Source organism: Paenibacillus sp. DMB5, from assembly GCF_001517085.1.
GTDB lineage: Bacteria > Bacillota > Bacilli > Paenibacillales > Paenibacillaceae > Paenibacillus_AQ.
In genome coordinates this window covers 1-16,652 of record NZ_LRAC01000168.1, presented here as the reverse complement: position 1 = coordinate 16,652, position 16,652 = coordinate 1, and the positions used below count along the sequence as shown (strand labels likewise).

At 54.5% G+C, this 16,652-nt stretch carries 18 protein-coding genes; 7 read left to right on the top strand and 11 right to left on the bottom strand.

Annotated elements, in window-relative coordinates; all coding sequences use genetic code 11:
* The first annotated feature begins 5 nt into the window (after positions 1 to 5).
* Complete coding sequence (locus AWJ19_RS31145) at positions 6 to 1,133, top strand: GDSL-type esterase/lipase family protein (protein ID WP_068729379.1); 1,128 nt, start codon at positions 6 to 8, stop codon at positions 1,131 to 1,133.
* Between the two features lie 79 nt (positions 1,134 to 1,212).
* Here AWJ19_RS31145 and AWJ19_RS31140 read toward each other — a convergent pair whose 3' ends face one another.
* The 4 genes from AWJ19_RS31140 to AWJ19_RS31130 all read right to left on the bottom strand — a co-directional run bounded on the left by AWJ19_RS31140 (position 1,213) and on the right by AWJ19_RS31130 (position 4,076).
* Positions 1,213 to 1,992, bottom strand: coding sequence for a sporulation protein (locus tag AWJ19_RS31140; protein ID WP_068729377.1), 780 nt, complete (start codon positions 1,990 to 1,992; stop codon positions 1,213 to 1,215).
* An 88-nt stretch (positions 1,993 to 2,080) separates the two neighbouring features.
* Complete coding sequence (locus AWJ19_RS37820; protein WP_347231179.1) at positions 2,081 to 2,905, bottom strand: HAMP domain-containing sensor histidine kinase; 825 nt, start codon at positions 2,903 to 2,905, stop codon at positions 2,081 to 2,083.
* Positions 2,854 to 3,399 carry a hypothetical protein gene (locus AWJ19_RS37815; RefSeq protein ID WP_347231178.1) on the bottom strand — a complete coding sequence of 182 codons (546 nt, stop codon included), beginning with the start codon at positions 3,397 to 3,399 and terminating at the stop codon, positions 2,854 to 2,856. The genes AWJ19_RS37820 and AWJ19_RS37815 overlap by 52 nt, the downstream gene beginning before the upstream one ends.
* Positions 3,399 to 4,076: a response regulator transcription factor gene (locus AWJ19_RS31130; RefSeq protein ID WP_068729375.1), complete on the bottom strand. Its 678-nt coding sequence runs from the start codon at positions 4,074 to 4,076 to the stop codon at positions 3,399 to 3,401. The genes AWJ19_RS37815 and AWJ19_RS31130 overlap by 1 nt, the downstream gene beginning before the upstream one ends.
* A 276-nt stretch (positions 4,077 to 4,352) precedes the next feature.
* On the opposite strand from AWJ19_RS31130, the gene AWJ19_RS31125 reads away from it, so the two are divergent.
* From AWJ19_RS31125 to AWJ19_RS31115, 3 genes are read left to right on the top strand one after another with little or no spacing between them, the layout of a single operon-like run.
* Positions 4,353 to 5,096, top strand: coding sequence for a polyphosphate polymerase domain-containing protein (locus AWJ19_RS31125; protein ID WP_068729373.1), 744 nt, complete (start codon positions 4,353 to 4,355; stop codon positions 5,094 to 5,096).
* Positions 5,089 to 5,772 carry a DUF4956 domain-containing protein gene (locus tag AWJ19_RS31120; RefSeq protein WP_068729371.1) on the top strand — a complete coding sequence of 228 codons (684 nt, stop codon included), beginning with the start codon at positions 5,089 to 5,091 and terminating at the stop codon, positions 5,770 to 5,772. Before AWJ19_RS31125 ends, AWJ19_RS31120 begins: the two co-directional genes overlap by 8 nt.
* A 27-nt stretch (positions 5,773 to 5,799) precedes the next feature.
* Positions 5,800 to 8,049 (top strand): carbohydrate-binding domain-containing protein, encoded by a 2,250-nt coding sequence (locus AWJ19_RS31115; protein WP_068729369.1) that lies wholly within the window; start codon positions 5,800 to 5,802, stop codon positions 8,047 to 8,049.
* Between the two features lie 94 nt (positions 8,050 to 8,143).
* Here AWJ19_RS31115 and AWJ19_RS31110 read toward each other — a convergent pair whose 3' ends face one another.
* The 4 genes from AWJ19_RS31110 to AWJ19_RS31095 form a co-directional block, all read right to left on the bottom strand.
* Entirely contained in the window at positions 8,144 to 9,340 is a 1,197-nt protein-coding gene (locus AWJ19_RS31110) for a hypothetical protein (RefSeq protein WP_068729368.1), read from the bottom strand.
* Between the two features lie 15 nt (positions 9,341 to 9,355).
* Entirely contained in the window at positions 9,356 to 9,814 is a 459-nt protein-coding gene (locus AWJ19_RS31105) for a hypothetical protein (protein WP_068729366.1), read from the bottom strand.
* A complete protein-coding gene (locus AWJ19_RS31100) occupies positions 9,807 to 10,343 on the bottom strand; it encodes a sigma-70 family RNA polymerase sigma factor (RefSeq protein ID WP_241781956.1) in 537 nt (178 codons plus the stop codon). The genes AWJ19_RS31105 and AWJ19_RS31100 overlap by 8 nt, the downstream gene beginning before the upstream one ends.
* A 137-nt stretch (positions 10,344 to 10,480) precedes the next feature.
* Complete coding sequence (locus tag AWJ19_RS31095) at positions 10,481 to 11,395, bottom strand: phosphatidate cytidylyltransferase (RefSeq protein ID WP_068729364.1); 915 nt, start codon at positions 11,393 to 11,395, stop codon at positions 10,481 to 10,483.
* Between the two features lie 98 nt (positions 11,396 to 11,493).
* Between AWJ19_RS31095 and AWJ19_RS31090 the strand changes: the two genes are divergently transcribed.
* A complete protein-coding gene (locus tag AWJ19_RS31090; RefSeq protein WP_068729361.1) occupies positions 11,494 to 12,045 on the top strand; it encodes a hypothetical protein in 552 nt (183 codons plus the stop codon).
* The gene (locus tag AWJ19_RS31085; protein ID WP_068729359.1) at positions 12,042 to 12,512 is read left to right on the top strand and encodes a DinB family protein; all 471 of its coding nucleotides are present in this window, start codon (positions 12,042 to 12,044) and stop codon (positions 12,510 to 12,512) included. The genes AWJ19_RS31090 and AWJ19_RS31085 overlap by 4 nt, the downstream gene beginning before the upstream one ends.
* A 59-nt stretch (positions 12,513 to 12,571) precedes the next feature.
* On the opposite strand, the gene AWJ19_RS37075 is transcribed toward AWJ19_RS31085, so the two are convergent.
* The 3 genes from AWJ19_RS37075 to AWJ19_RS31075 are packed head-to-tail and all read right to left on the bottom strand — an operon-like array spanning position 12,572 to position 14,442.
* Positions 12,572 to 13,081, bottom strand: coding sequence for a hypothetical protein (locus AWJ19_RS37075; RefSeq protein WP_241781961.1), 510 nt, complete (start codon positions 13,079 to 13,081; stop codon positions 12,572 to 12,574).
* Entirely contained in the window at positions 13,078 to 13,458 is a 381-nt protein-coding gene (locus AWJ19_RS37070; RefSeq protein ID WP_241781955.1) for an acylglycerol kinase family protein, read from the bottom strand. The genes AWJ19_RS37075 and AWJ19_RS37070 overlap by 4 nt, the downstream gene beginning before the upstream one ends.
* A gap of 27 nt (positions 13,459 to 13,485) precedes the next feature.
* Entirely contained in the window at positions 13,486 to 14,442 is a 957-nt protein-coding gene (locus AWJ19_RS31075) for a catalase family peroxidase (RefSeq protein WP_068729357.1), read from the bottom strand.
* A 218-nt stretch (positions 14,443 to 14,660) separates the two neighbouring features.
* Between AWJ19_RS31075 and AWJ19_RS31070 the strand changes: the two genes are divergently transcribed.
* On the top strand, positions 14,661 to 16,277 hold the full coding sequence (locus tag AWJ19_RS31070; protein WP_241781954.1) for an S-layer homology domain-containing protein: 1,617 nt from the start codon (positions 14,661 to 14,663) through the stop codon (positions 16,275 to 16,277).
* The last annotated feature ends 375 nt before the right edge of the window (positions 16,278 to 16,652 follow it).

Here is a 16,652-nt window from a genome sequence, read left to right as displayed (position 1 = left end):
ACAGGATGAAAGAGAACGGGAGGCTGCAAGCCGCAGCCCTGCAGGAGGTTGTACAGCTCAAGGTTCACGGCAGAACAAATGGGAGCCTGGCTCCCCTGACGCTGTTCTGGACAGGCAGCGCACTTGAATTCAATATCAGGGGTTCGGAGCTGTGGATTGAGGCGGAAGCTGACTATGACCAGCATGAGCCGTGGATCAGCATCGTCATTAACGGTTCCCCTGTCAGCAGACAGATGGTAACCGCGGGCAGACACTGGATCTGTGTCTTCAGAGGTATGAATGAGCAGTCTGTGAAGAACGTGAAGATCATGAAAGAGCTGCAGGCGATGAGTGATGACCCCGGCTGTCTGCTGCAGATACATGGAGTTAAGTGTGACGGGGAGTTTCTGCCGGTAGCGGATAAGCCGCTGAAGCTCGAGTTCATCGGGGACAGCATCACCTCAGGTGAGGGCGTGATCGGCGCCCAGTCCGAGGAAGACTGGATTCCCATGTGGTTCAGTGCTGCCGTGAATTATACCGCCATGACAGCCCGGGAGCTGGATGCGGACTACCGTGTCATCTCCCAGAGCGGCTGGGGGGTGCTGACAAGCTGGGATAACAATCCCGGGAAGAATATCCCCCTCTATTACAGGCAGGTATGCGGCCTGCTGGGCGGTGAGCGCAATGAAGCGCTCGGAGCGCTGCAGGACCATGATTTTGAAGCCTGGCAGCCGGATGCCGTTGTGATTAATCTGGGCACCAACGACGGCGGCGCCTTTTATTCGCCGGACTGGAACGATCCGGTCAGCGGCAGGTCCCGCAAGCAGCGGCTGAACGAAGACGGCTCCTTCAATGAGGAGGACCTGCAGGCTTTTGAGGCGGCTGCAGAAGCGTTTCTTGTACAGCTGAGATCCTGCAATCCGCAGGCTCATCTGGTCTGGGCTTACGGAATGCTGGGCATTCCGATGCTGCCGGCCATCAGCCGTGCCGTTGACAGTTATATCCGTAAATCAGGAGACACCAGGGTCTCTGTATTCCAGCTGCCTAACATGACACCGGAAAGCGCCGGCGCACGAAGCCATCCGGGAATATCGGCCCATGAGCAGACAGCCCGGGCGCTAAGCGGCTATTTGAAGAAGTTATTGCACGCTTGACTCTGAAGGCGCGTAGAACATAAAAAGAAGCGGCTTGATGGATCGTTATCCGTCAAGCCGCTTTTCTTTACTAATGCCGTTATGCGTATTTGCTGATTGTTGCGAGCAGCTGGCCCGCAATGTATTCCGTTCCTGCTGCCAGATGACTCTGGTCAAAGCGGAGCCTTACGAATTTCTCGTCGGCATCAAGCGCTTCTGCCAGCAGGCCGGATAATCCGCGGGCCTTGCGGTCAACCTGCAGCAGCAGCTCAACGCCCTGCTCATCCGGGTACAACATGATTTCCAGCTCATCCAGACGGCCGCGGAACTGGCTGGAAGGCAGGAATTCAAACTCCTGAACGAAGGGGAGCCCGTTTCTTTTGCCGTAATGAGGAGCGTATTCACAGCTGACCTCGCGGAGCCGGAAGCCGAGCTGGGCTGCAGCATCCAGAACAACCGCCGAATGAGGATGAGGCAGGACCTGGAGATAGTCCTCGTCCTTAGGATCGAGTGCTTCCTTGATATCAAGCCCGGTATGAATCCATACGGGAGTTTTGCCCATGGTCACCGGAGTAACGGACGGAAGCTGGAAGGATACAGGGAACTCATAGACCTTCTCTGCCTCCACGGTGAAACCGGAAGCCAGCAGGAACTTGGCAATGGTTGCCTCTACATGGCTCTTGGAATCATTATGCTCCTTCACGTAGCGGGTCTTGACGAAGGCATACACATCATCAACCTTCTGATCCACACGGCCGCCCTGAATGCGGACAACCCCGCTGAGTGTATCACCGGCTCTTACTACATCCTGGTGAAGCATGAGGTTCACCTCAGCGGCGCCAATTCCGGCGCTTGCGAGCATTCTTTTAAACATGGACATTGCTGTGAATCTCCTCCTTATCGGTAATAACTCTGATACGGAGGGACCCTCCACCTGGTTTCAGCTGTTTATCTAAAATTCGCTTTAATTACAGATGCACATAAAACGTAGTAGATTCCCCGACTGTACTTTTGGCATAGAGCTTGCCCTTATGCTGCTGCTCGACAATCGACTTCGCGATCGCGAGGCCGAGTCCGTATCCGCCCTGCTTGCGGGCACGCGAGGTATCGGTGCGGTAGAACCGGTCAAAGATCCGGGTCAGATGCTCAGGGGCAATACCTTCGCCGGTATTGGTGACAGACAGCAGCACATCGTTATGCTGCTTGCGCAGAGACAGGGTGATCTCACCCTTCGGACCGGTGTACTTGACGGCATTGTCCAGCAGAATCATAACGACCTGCTTGATCTGCTCACTGTTGCCGTTCACGCTTAGATTAGGCTCGATATCATACTCCAGCGCCACATTCTTCTCGAAGATAACGGCCTCCATCGTCAGGATGATATTTTCCACCGCTTCGCTGATGTTGAAGGGGGCATGGATCATTCCGGTACGGGAATCATCCATTTCAGTCAGGTAGAGCAGATCGCTCGTCAGCTTGGCCATCCGCTCCGTCTCCGATTTAATATAGTGCAGCCACTTGGATTGCTCAAGAATGGTATCTTCGGGATTCGACAGCAGCACATCCGTATTCGTATTAATAATGGCCAGCGGTGTCTTCAGCTCATGCGAGGCATCGGCGATGAACTGCTTCTGCTTGTCGAAGGCTTCCTGTACCGGCCTAATGGAACGGTTCGCAAAATAGCGGCTGGTGAAATACAGGATGACCAGCATCACGATGCCGACAACGGTGAAGATGTAGATCAGGTTCGTGAGAATCTTCTGCTGGGAGGTGATGTCCAGGAAAACAAGCATATGCCCGTCAGCGGCGGGCTTGATTTCAAAGGCCCAGAGACTGCGTCCAGCTCAAATCTTCCGGTTGTTTTATTCATATCAACGGCTTCCTGCAGTGCCTGGGCATAGAATTCGTCATCCATACTGAGCTGTGAGACAGGCGTACCGGTCTGCTGCCAATCGTTATCGGTCTCAATCATGAAGGAGATCGAACGCTCCGGCGGCGGACTGCCGCCCATTCTCCCGAAGCTGCCGCCGCCGATATCCTGCCGCTGAGTTCCAGTGTCTGTGCCGCCGTCCGGCGAGCCGCCAATGCCATCGCCGATTCCGCCGCCGCGGTGCTCGCCGCTGCCCGGCTTCTGGAAGGCCTCGGTTATCCGCTGAAGATCCATGCGGATGTCATTCTGGACATTCAGGTAGTTGATAATATAAATGGTAGCGAAGGCGACCAGCATCATCACGGAGATGGTCACCAGATTGACAATCAGGAAACGGTTTCTGAGCTTTTTGAACATCAGACATTCACCTCTAATACATAGCCTACATTACGGATTGTGCTGATGCGTGTGGAGGCCCCGAGAAACGTAAGCTTTTTGCGCAGAAAAGAGATATAGACCTCCACATTGTTATGCTCGGCTTCTGAATCAAAGCCCCACAGCTTCTCAATGATCTGCTCCTTCGAGGTGACGGACTGCTTGCGGACCATCAGCAGCTCCAGTAGCTCGCTCTCCTTCAGATTCAGCTTCATTTCCTTGCCGCCCACCATCAGCTTCAGGTTCGCCGTATTCAGCTCCAGATCCCCGTATTTCAGCGCATCATCCGGCAGCACCTCGCCTTTGCGGCGCAGCACCGCCCGGATTCTTGCCAGCAGCTCCTCTGAAGAGAAGGGCTTGGCGATATAATCGTCGGCGCCGTAATCAAGCCCCGTCACCATATCGGTTGTATCACCTTTGGCCGTCAGGAAGATGACGGGGGTCGGGATGCCTTTTTTGCGCAAGGCCCGCAGCAGGCTGATTCCATCCATCTCCGGCATCATGATGTCCAGCAGCAGCAGATCATAGATCCCGCTCAGCGCGTAATCGAGGCCCGTTCTGCCGTCATGCACGGCGTCTGCGGAATAGTTATGCTTTTTCAGGATTTGGGTCACGGCCTCGGCCAGATGCGCCTCATCTTCCACGATTAATATTCTCACCCTGTCATCATCCCCTGGTTAGCTTAATGTCTGTATTGTAACTTACGCCATTATAGCAAGATTACCTTTAACCAACCTTAACCGCGGAGGCGAAATCTAAGGCTTCTACTATATAGTGACGGTTTTCTTTTGCTGCAGAAGCTCTTTGTAAAGCCGGTGTAAAAAAATAAACGCAGTGTAAAATCCATTTAAGATTCATTAAAGGTTCGGCCGCTAAGATACATTCATAGGCAAGCGAGACATACGAAACATTCGGAAGAGAAAGGATCTGATCCCATGGCTATTGAGGTTTTTAACCGCTACGAAAACAAATACCTGTTCGATCATGAAGCGTACCTGAAGCTCTATAACGAACTGCTCGAATATATGGAACCGGACGATTACAACAAACAGCATGAGTTTTATTCCATTACGAATCTGTACTACGACACACCGAGCAATACGCTGATCCGCAACAGCCTGTCCAAGCCGAAATACAAAGAGAAGCTGCGCCTCCGGGCATACGGTGTTCCAAATGGCGATTCCAGGGTCTACCTGGAGATCAAGAAGAAGGTCTTCGGCCTCGTTAATAAAAGAAGAACCCCGCTCAAGCTGCACGAAGCTTACGATTTTGTCCGCACAGGTATCCCGCCTGAGTATAAGGACTACATGAACAAGCAGGTGGTTGAGGAAATCAAATACTTCCTGAGCTGCTATGATCTGAAGCCGATGGTGTATCTGTCCTATGACCGCAAAGCCCTGTTCTGTAAAAATAACCGCGATCTGCGCATCACCTTCGATACGAATATCAGAAGCCGGCGGTACGATCTGAAAATGGAGCACGGCACTCACGGCGAGCTGCTGATGGAACCGGGCCAGTGGCTGATGGAGGTCAAAGCCGAGAAGACGATTCCGGTCTGGCTGTCCAAAATGCTCTCCGAGCACCAGATGTACCGCACCAGCTTCTCCAAATACGGCAATGAATATAAAAAAATGCTGAGAAACAGCAAAGTAGAAAGCGAGAGTGTCCTGTATGCTTGATTCCATCTTCACCGCCGTCTCTGACAGCACGGCTTTAACCTTTGGCAACGCGGTTCTGACGATCCTGATTTCCCTGGCGCTGGGCGCGCTGATCAGCTTCACTTATATGAGAACAAGCCCGGCCGGCTATTCGCAAAGCTTCACGCTCACCATGGTACTGCTGCCTGTTATTGTAGCCATCATCATTCTCTTAATTGGCAGCAACGTTGCCAGAGCCTTCAGCTTGGCCGGAGCGTTCTCGATTATCCGCTTCAGAAGTGCGCCCGGCGATCCTAAGGACATCACCTTTGTCCTGTTCACTATGGCATCCGGCCTGGCCTGCGGCGTCGGCGCTTATGCTTACGCAGTCCTGTTCACCATTATTCTCTGCATCATCATGGTCATTCTCAACCGCACCGGCTTTGGCGTAAGAAAATCAGCGCAAAAAACGCTGAAGGTAACCATCCCGGAAAATCTGGGCTATGAAGAAGCTTTTGCCGAAGTGTTCAACAAGTTCAATGTCGCATATGAGCTGAAAAAGATCAGAACCACCGAGCTCGGCAGCCTCTATGAGCTGGTGTATAACGTTACCCTTGATGAGCACACAAGCCAGAAGGAATTCCTGGATGCCATCCGCACCCGGAACGGCAACCTGGATCTGTCGCTTACGATGTGCCCTACTACTACAGAATACTAAACCAGAGACTGAAAGGATTGATCCGATATGAGTAAATTTATAGTGGCAGGCAAAGCGGGGCTGATTCTGCTGCTCGCAGCCGTCATGTCAGCCTGCAGCACAACCAGCAATGCCTCTACCTCTTCGTCTGCCGGTACAGCAGCAGTAACTACTGCTGCTGCCAGCGGGGCTGCAGCAAGCGTTCAACTGGCAAGTGTGAAGGCGGCGGACCTCGTCAGCTTTGATGAAGAAGATGTGGCGGCAGCCTGGAGCGCTGACAGCGCCACAACGATTGCGTTAAGCGGAACCGGTGCCGCCGTGACTGGAACCGGCGCGGCTGCTTCCGGTAACACAGTAACCATCTCGGCTGGCGGAACCTATGTGCTGAGCGGCACCCTGAGTGACGGCCAGATCATCGTCGATGTGCAGGATGACAGCAGCGTGCATCTTGTGCTGAACGGGGCTACACTCACGAACAGCAGCAGTGCGCCAGTCTACATTAAAGAAGCCGGCAAGGTAATCATGACGCTGGAAGACGGTACGGTGAACACAGTAACCGATGCCGCAAAATATGTGTACCCGGATGCGGCTACGGATGAGCCGAGTGCAGCGATCTTCAGCAAGGCGGATCTGACCATTAACGGAACCGGGACGCTGAAGGTTAACGGAAACTATAACGACGGTATTACAAGTAAAGATGATCTGAAAGTCGTCTCCGGCATAATTGAAGTGCAGGCTGCAGATGACGGTCTGGTCGGTAAAGATCTGGTAGCTGTGCAGGACGGCAGCATTACCATTACAGCAGAGGGCGACGGCATCAAGTCGACCAATGATGAAGATACCGAGAAGGGCTTCATAGCGATATCCGGAGGAACCTTTGACATCACGGCAGCAAATGACGGCATTCAAGGTGAAACCTCCCTTGTCATCGACGGAGGTACGTATAATCTGGTTACCGGCGGAGGCAGTGCCAACGCTGAGGTGAAAACAGGCGATGAAGGCGGCTTTGGCGGCGGCGGGTTCGGCAAAGGCGGCATGGGCGGCGGAATGCGCGGCCAGGCTCCGTCAGGTGACGGTACGCAGGCTGCGCCGCCGGAAATGCCGGATTCTGACGCAATGGCAGGCGCTACAGCTGAGGCAGCAGAAGGAACTGCGGCAGGGACTGCAGCTCCGGCACCAGCAGACAACAGTGCTGCGGCATCCACGGATACTGCGGCCACTACCGAAACAGAATCGACCAGTATGAAAGGCTTGAAATCGGGAGGTGACCTTACCGTTAACGGCGGCAGCTTCACGATTGACTCCGCAGATGATGCACTACACAGCAACAGCAACGTATCAATCACGGATGGTGAATTCGGGATAACAGCAGGCGATGACGGCATTCACGCCGACAGCCTGACAGCCATCTCCGGCGGTACCGTTAACATCACCAAGAGCTATGAAGGGATTGAAGGCGGCAATATTACCATCTCCGGCGGTGACATTGATGTGGTAGCCTCTGATGACGGCGTCAACGTAGCGGGCGGCAATGATACTAATGCCGGCCAGGCGACAGGCGGCCAGGATCAGTTTGCAAGCTCCGGCAGCAACCTGCTGACCATTACCGGCGGCATACTGAATGTAGATGCTACAGGCGATGGCCTTGATTCTAACGGCTCAATCACAATGAGCGGCGGTACGGTTACCGTCTACGGCCCGACCAATGACGGCAACGGCGCCCTCGATTATGACGGTTCCTTCGAAATTACCGGCGGATATCTGGTTGTGGCAGGAAGCGCGGGTATGCTTCAGGCACCTGGCGATGCTTCCAGCCAATACTCCATCGCCATGACCTTTACGGATTCACAGGAAGCCGGACAGCTGGTAAGCCTTAAGGATAAGGACGGCAACACCATTACAACCTTTGCTCCAGCGAAGAGTTACCGCTCGGTTGTAATCAGCTCGCCTGATCTGAAAGAAGGCGGCTCATACACCCTCTCCACCGGCGGCAGCTCGACAGGCACCGCAGTTGACGGAGTGTATACGGACGGTACTTACAGCGGCGGCACAGAAGTCGTAAGCTTTGACCTCTCCAGCAGCGTGACCTGGCTGAATGAATCCGGTGTTACTGAAGCAACCCAGGGTATGGGCGGCATGGGTGGAGTCCGCGGCCAAGGCGGCTTTGACGGCGGTACAAGACCTGACCGCGGCACCGCTGGCGGCACTCCGCCGACTGGCACCCCGCCAACTGGCGCTCCATCTGCCGGGACGGGCGGTACAACGCAATCCGGAACGGACAGTGGGACTCAGATGTAACAGCGGCTTTTAAAGCCGGCAATATTATTAGTGAAACAGCAAACAGCACGTTCCCCCTTACCCGGGAAACGTGCTGCTTTGCTGTTTACTGTTTCTACTTGGGTTCGCGCTCCAGCGCTCTGAGGAACTTTTCCGCTTCGGTGTTCTTTTTCCGTGAATTCGTTAGCAGCCGGATACCCCCACCGATCATCAGCAGAGCAACGACAACAGTATTCATATACGACTGAATCCGGGCAATATAGTAGCCGTAGCTAAAGTTCAGCTCCGGAACGACTATACGGATGAACAGATAATACACACCCAGGAACAGGAGCGCGCCGCCGATCCACCCCTGATACCGAGTCCAGCCTTCAAGGACCGGCTTGTCATAGAGGGGCTCCCTGCCGTATTTGCTGGCCTGCTGCATCCCGTCGAAGAAGCTGTAAAACCAGGCGATCGGAATAAAGAACAGGAACAGCGAAAGATTCAGCAGATCCAGAATATAGATGCTTCCGAGGAAGATGAGCATCAGCTGAAGGCCTCTTTTTTGCAGCCCCAGATACATATGTCCGGCTCCGGGGAAGGCTGCCAGCAGGGTGGCGATGACTTTGCTTTTTTTGCCTGCGCTTCTGCCGTGCTCAAGCTGCTCGAAGATCGTCTTGTCTTCCAGCAGCTCGCCTGCCTGCTTGCGGTTCACATGCTGTGCTGCATCGAACATGCAGTACAGCCACAATACCGGCAGCAGGAGCAGAAAGATCAGAAACGTTTCCTGCCCGGTAATGCCTGCAACAAACACCAGCATAATGCCGAGGCCGAAGAACCCGATCAGGAACGACAGCCCGCGCTGCAGCAGGCCTAAATGCAGATGGCCGAGGCCCGGGACAAAGGACAGGAGAATGGTGTAGAACCGTTCGCTCTCCCGGCGCGGCTCCACATTATGCTGCGGATATCCATATCCGTCCTGCGGCTGGTATCCGAATACAGGCTGTTCCAGCGGCCCTTCGGGATTGCCCGGCATTTGGCCCTGAGGGTGGGGATAATGGGGGTAGTATGGCGGATAATCCGGTTCCCGGATCAGCCTGATTACCATACCGAACATGCTGATGAACCAGAGAACGGCTGCCGCTAAAAGACACAAGGCGGCAAATCCCTCATCATTTCCCGCAACGAGTGCAAGAAAGGCAACACCCAGGCTTCCAAAAAAGATAAATCCGTAAATAAACCCCTTCAGCCGGCTTCCGTAATAATAGTGCCCGAGGCCAGGAATCATATTAAGCAGAAAAGCCAGCATTTTGCTGCGCTGCTGCGGCATTGGCGTTCAGTCCTTTCATTTCTTATGGTTTATGGAGGCAGGCTTGATGTCTTCGAGCCACCCGGTTGCTTTTTGGACCATTTTCTCGCTGTAAGGCTGTTTTATTCCGGCACCGGCATCCAGATTACCCGGAGCAATCCGGTCAAATACCCCGGCGGAGATAAACAGCATCGTTATACAGGCTGCCGCGATGTAATGCACCCATTGGTTGCCCAGTATCTTGTATAGTCGGCCGCCTGTCTGCCTGGTTGCGGGCTCTGCTGCAGATGGATAAGGCGTAATCCGGCCCATAATTTGTCCGGCAAAGGCCTCTCCGTCAGGCAGCTCCGGTGCCGCGCAGTGCTCCAGAGCAGTCATATAGGAGGGAAGCGCTTCAGGATCTTCAAGAAGCAGTCTGTCCATCTGTTCACGCTCCGGCCCGGTCATCTCTCCCTGTACAAAACGTATCCATTCCTGCTTGTCAGGTTTATTCATCCCGCGGCGTCTCCTTCCAGTGTGTTCTGATCCATTGCCGTGCCCTGTACAGCCTCGACTCCACCGTTCTTACCGAGATCTGCGACTTCAGGGCAATCTGCTCATAATTTTCTTCTTTTAAGTAGAAATCAACGATAATATCACGGTGCTGATGGGGGAGGGACAATATATTTTGCCGCAAAAGCTCCTTCTCCTCCTTCTTCAGCAGCTGGCGGACAACGTCTGCCTGATGATCGGCGGTCTGCAGAATTACATCCCCGCTGTCATTAATCTCCGCCTTCCGGCGCTCCAGCTTGCGTTTGATATCGATTGCTTTGTGCAGGGCGATGCGGGTGATCCATGTTTTGAATCCTTCTGAACGGTATTGGGGGAGAGACTTATAAATTTGGACAAAAGCTTCCTGGGCAGCATCCTCGGCATCCTGGGCCTGGTGAAGCACAGAATAGGTAACCTGGTAGATATGCCGCCCGTAACTGTCGATAAGACAGCGGAATTTGGCGTGGTCGCCCTGTAAAATCTGCTTGATCAAACATTCCTCATCAATGAGTCCTCTCCCCCTTCCCACCCGTAATAGACGAAGGCTCTTTTCCAAACCCTGCAGGTCATACGTTTTATTTTTCAAAAAAATAGACACCCCCTCGTAGGGAATGCCTATCGCACGGCCAGCTACATGAAATCAAAGAAATACCGGATCACATGGAAAAAGATCGGTGAGGTGTACGCCAGGCTGTCGACCCGGCTCAGGTAGCTTTTTTGCAGGGCAGCGAATTTGTCATCGTCCCCGATCAGCAGGTCACGCTTCAGTACGGAGACAGTCAGGCTGCCGAAATAGCCGCTCAGGCTGATTAATACCCCGGACAGCAGCCCGAACAGCGGGGTGAGCGGGGTCAGGTACGGATAGATGAGATAGGATACGGCGGTTGTGGCCACAAATCCGCAGACAAAGCCCTCCCAGGTCAGATGCGGGTTGGCGGTCGGAACGACCTTATGCTTGCCGAAATAAAGCGACCCCAGATAGTGGGCCACATCGTTCAGCTGGGTGAGCACCACCAGGAACAGCACCAGTCCCGCGCCGTATTCCGGAGTGGCGAACTGGAAATAGGCCAGATGGCTAAGCCCGAACACCATCAGCATCATCCCCCACTGGGTGGAGCTGACACTGCGCAGAAAGCCGAGCGTTCCCTTATTCAGCAGCCGGGGGAGCGGCAGCAGCAGGAAGACGTAGACCGGTATAAAGACGATGAACATCCCGTACCATTCGATATAGATCCAGTAGAACTGCAGCGGAATCGCCAGGTAAGCCCACAGGAACAGCCTGCGGTCGGCTTTGCGCGTGCGGATCATGGAGAAATATTCTTTAAGCGAGAAGAAGCACAGCACCATTAGTGATAACAGGGACACCACTGCATTGAACAGTGTGGCCAGGCAGAAAATAAACAGCATGCCCCACCAGGTTTTGATGCGGAAGCCGATACCGGTATAATCCTTGTCCTTCTGAAGCCGGCTGACGGCAAGGTAGATCAGATGGATGACGGAAAGGCCGCCGGTAATAAGGAGTAGCGTAAATAAAGAGCTGTTCAAGAGCCGATCACCAGCCTGTTTCAGGATAGGATTCCATTAAAGGAATCATATGTTATTATGAAGGAAATGTCCGAACATGATAAGGGGAAAATTTGTAAATGGAAGGTAATCAATCGGTTTTTATTTTGCTTACGAATACCGGAACGCTGTTCACCAGGCTCATTCAGGGCTACACCAGGGCTCCGTATAACCATGCGTCCATCTCATTTACCCGTGACCTGTCGGAGATGTACAGCTTTGGCAGAAAGCATCCCAGCAATCCCTTAAACGGCGGGTTTGTGAAGGAGGATCTGCATACGGGGACGTTCAGTAAATATCCGAATACGACCTGCGTGATCTATGAGCTGAAGGTTACAGAGCGGGAAGTGGAGAAAATGAAGCGGGTGCTGCACATTTTTATCCGCAGCCGTCAGAAATACCTGTATAACATTCTGGGCGTGATCGGCATTGCCCTGAAGGAACCGGTGGAATTCAGCAACTCATACTTCTGCTCACAGTTCGTTGCAGAAATTCTTGACCGTTCCGGCATCAAGCTGTGGAATAAGCTGCCGGCGCTCGTTACGCCGGATGATTTCCGCAAGAGTGAGCGGCTGGAACTGATTTATCAGGGCAAGCTCAACCAGTATAGACCAGGGAGTGAAATAGAATGATTCATGCGAGAGAAGTATTAGCCAACCAGCTGCTGGCAGGTGCCAATGATCCCAGCTGGCATTTACCGTTCATGCAGGCGGTGGAAGGGGTGACGGAAGAGGAGGCGTTCTGGAAGCCGGGTACCGGCCTGAACAGTATTGCCGAGCTGACGCAGCATCTGCTGTATTGGAACAAGACCTGGCAGACCCGTTATGAGGCCGGCCGGGTGGATGCCGTACCGCCTATAGGCGATAACAATAACAGCTTTATTCTGCCCGACAATGTAGTGTTCAGTGAATTGAAGAGCGGGCTGCTGGATGTCCTGCTGCGCTGGCAGACTCTGCTTGCCGAGGACAGCCTGGAAGCGCAGGTGAACGGATTCGCTGAACCCGCGATGTGGTGGGAGATTATCAGCAATGCCGCTACGCATAATGCCTATCACATCGGCCAGATCGTATATGCCCGGAAGCTGCGGCAGCAGGTGTAGGCGGGCTGGCGGGGGCAGGGAGTTTCCGCAAGGAATACACACCTGCTGTTTTAGCAGATTTATTCCTCCGGCACTACGATCCGGATATGCCGCGGCAGGACGCTGAGCTGAACCGGCAGTGCCGGGCCCGCTTCGCCGTCAACGTTGGTCCGCATCGGCGCTGCCGATTCTACAGTCACACTGCGGGCTGTAAAATATTCTACATCCTTGTGATTCTTCAGGGTGCCCAGCAGCAGGGAGATGCTGACGGACAGGGTGCCCAGAATCGTCAGATCCTTGATGACAAAGCAGTGGATCAGGCCGTCATCAACGGCAGCGCCCGGAGCCAGCCGCTCGAAGCCGCCGACCGAATTCGTCAGGGCAGCAATAAACAGCGGCGAATCGCCCTCCCATACCTGACCGTCATGAGTGATGGTCAGGCGGTTGGGCGTGTTGCCTGTCAGCTCCTTCAGCCCCTCCTTGAAATAAGCCAGTGAGCCCAGCCGCGATTTATCCTCTGAGGTTACCGCCGATACCGATTCGGCAATGGCGCCGGCGGCGACCACATTGATGAACAGCCGCCCGTTCAGCCGTCCGACATCGACTGCGCGGACGGCGGAGGAGGCAAGCGTGCGGATGGCTTCTTCCGGAACCAGGGATAGCCCGATTGCCGGGCAAAGTCATTTACCGTTCCGAGCGGAATGACCCCAAGCTTGGGACATTGCGGAGCTCCGCTCAGCCCGTTGATCACCTCATGCAGTGTTCCATCCCCCCCGATCGACACCACCAGCCCGTAGCCCTGCTCACATGCAGCCGTACTGAAAAGGGTAGCATCTCCTTCCTGCTGCGTCTTCATCACAGTTACCGCATATCCCTGCTCTTCCAGAATATCCAGGGCCAATTGGACATACCCTGCGCCTTCTTCCTTTCCGGAGGTTGGATTCACAATAATCATAGCCTGCTCCATCAGTACTCCCGTCCTTCCATTTATAGGTTATTGTTCTTTACGGCGTCTATGGAAGGACTCTCCGTAGGCAGTGCGGCGGAAATGAAGAATAGGATCATCCGAGAGCTCAATGCCTTCTGTAACAGCCCCCGGGTCCATGAGCAGCTCTTCCGGCTCCGTTATGACCTCCGTAAGGCACAAACGGCCAATTTCAATCCGCCGCCGGTCATCCGGCCAGGCTTTGGTCGGGTCATCGGTCGGATCGCCGTCTTCACCGAAGATCACATCAAGCTGAAAGATAACAGGTTCGTCCTTCAGGCGAAGCTCAAGCTCATCCTCCAGGTAGCGGTCCGGCTGCTGCCGGGCATCTGCTAGCGATAGCGAACGCACGCCGGCTTCAGGTTTCCACTCGAATTTGACCGGCCGCTTGCGGCCTTCCGTATCAACAAAAAAATAAGCATGGATGCAGTAATACTGCAGCTCGGCATAACTGGCGGGCGGCTTCAGCTTGTTCAGGCTGAGAAAGCTTTCCTTGCTCTCGCTGAAATGCGTGGTGATCTCTTTCATGAGCTCGAGCGGCCCCAGATTGCCTTCCTGTGCTTTGTGCGCGGTGCGGACGATATCGACAAAAGATTCAGGCGTCCGGGCAAAAAATACCGGCACAGTAGCTCCTACAAGGCTCGTACTCCCTCCGTCCGGCAGGCTGAACTGCACAGCCATGCCTTTGGCCGGGGAGAGCAGATCGGCCAGCGCCGGATCGGTGGAGCTGCCGGAGAAACGGACCACCGCCGCCGACTCCTGCTCCTGCAGATGTGCAGCAGTGGTAAAGGCGGCAGCAAGCCCGTTCGGCCGGAACACAGCACGGCAGCAGATGCCTCTGGCGTGGGCGCGGCGGTAGCCGGGGTGGACGCCGGATAAGCCCTCGATAGCGTTGACCGCTTGTGCGGCGAGGCCGGTGTTCTCCGCTGCCGGAATGCTGCCGGTTGAACTGGAATCCTTCATCATGCTGTTCCCTCCTGGCTTACTTCATATTTTATAGACTCCGAATCTTATACTCTATTCCATTCATAACCACGCGGGTTTCGAATTAAACTTCTGACGGGTCCGGCGTCCGGGCAATCTGGTGGCACTTCATGTTTCTGCCAGTATTTAAGCGGTGATAACATACTCTATCTCTGGTATACTCTGGGCAAAATGGTAGTGAGAGAGGGTCTGGCAGTAACGTGAAGAGAATATTGGGAAGAATCGCAACCGGAGCCGCCGCTGTCATGTGTGCAGCTGCTATTTACACTACATACACCCCGGCCGCGTCAGCAGATGCCGCGCAGCCTTTTAATGATATCGCAGCCAGCTATGCCAAAAATGAAATCATAGACTTATATAACAAGAAGATCATAACCGGAACCTCAGAGAACAGCTTCTCGCCCCAGGGTCTGGTATCCAGAGCGGAGCTCATTACCATGCTGGGCCGTCTGCTGAAGCTGGAACCCGTCAACAGTCCGCTCTCACCGTATACTGATGTGGCACGGAGCGCCTGGTATTATGGCTGGATCCAGGCGGCAGTCCAGCTGGAGCTGGCCGGCGGAACCTCAGAGCGGACCTTTGTCCCGGCGCAGCCGGTCACCCGCCAGGAGGCTGCAGCGCTGCTCGCCCGGACGTTTAAGCAGACAGGGAACGCAGCGGATGTGCAGGCTGTCTTCCGGGACAGCGGGACAATTGCCACCTGGGCGGGCGGTGCAGTAGCGGCCGTTAGCAGTTTAGGCTTAATGAAGGGCGACCAGACAGGCGCTTTCAGGCCTGCGGCTCCTATCACAAGACAGGAGACTGCGGTGCTTATCTATCGGGCGCTGCAGCAGCAGCGTTGGGTGACTGAGCTTGAGGGGGATAAGAACCCGCAGATCGTAATGGGCTGGCAGTATGGCCAGACTGCGGCAGAGTATAAGAACAGCGTACTGCAATCCAATGTGAACACCTTATCTCCACGCTGGTATTTCGTAGGGGGTACCGGAACGGTATCAGATTCGACAGTGGCTTCAATGGTTACCTGGGCGAAGAATAACGGCAAGAAGATCTGGCCGATGGTCGGGAACCGCTTTGATCAGGCTGCTACACATCAGCTGCTGTCCAGTACGGCAGCACGAACGGCGGCAGTTAATCAGTTGGGGGCGCTTGTCAGCAAATATGATCTGGACGGCCTGAATCTCGATTTCGAGAACGTGGCTGCGGCCGACAAGGCTGCGTTGACAGCCTTTGTTACACAGCTGGCCGGTAAGCTGCACGCTCTCGGCGCTGTACTCTCGGTAGATGTATCGCCAGATCTCGGGACAGACTGGACGGAGGCCTTTGACTATGCAGCACTTGGCAAACAGGCCGACTACATGGTGATGATGGGCTATGATGAGCACTACACCGGGAGCCCGACTCCCGGCTCGAACGCTTCGCTGCCCTATGTCCGGCAGGCGGTGGGCAAGCTGCTGCAGGCGGTGCCGGCCGCGAAGGTGATTTTGGCCATGCCGCTGTATACACGCGACTGGACGCTGAAGCAAGGCTCCGTCCCGGCATCATCCGTTGAGCTGTCTCTTGCCGAACAGAATCAGCGCGTCAGCAGCTATGGTCTGCGGCCGGTCTGGAACAGCACGCTCGGGCAATATGTGGTCAGCTATACCGGTCAGCTGAAGCACACCATCTGGCTGGAGGAGGGCCGCTCCCTGACGGCCAAGTTCAATCTGGCCGCCCGGCAAAAGCTGGCCGGCATCGCCTATTGGCATATCGGCGGCGAGAGCCCGGACATCTGGACCAGTATCAGCAATGCGGAGAGGTACGCGGGGTACTCATTCTAGGTGATGTAAGGTGGAGGAGTGAAGGTAAAGGGAAGGATGGGGAGCCGGGGGCTTTGTGTGAGGAGTGTGGAAGAGTAAAGAGTGAATAGTGAAGGGCGATGGATGAAGAGTGAAGAGTGAAAAATGAGTGGAAGAGATTGAAGTGTAGAGATCAGGGAGAGAAGAATGAGTAGTAGAGATTGAGAATAGAGATTAAGGAATGAATAGTTGTGAGTGAGAACTGTAGGTGGGAGAATGAGCTGCGGAGCATGAAACTGAAGTAATGGAAGTGGTAGAGGAGTTCGTACAGAACGCGAATCGCAACCACAGACCACAGACCGCAGACCGCAGACCGCAGACCGCAGACCGCAGACCGCAGACCGCAGACCGCAGACC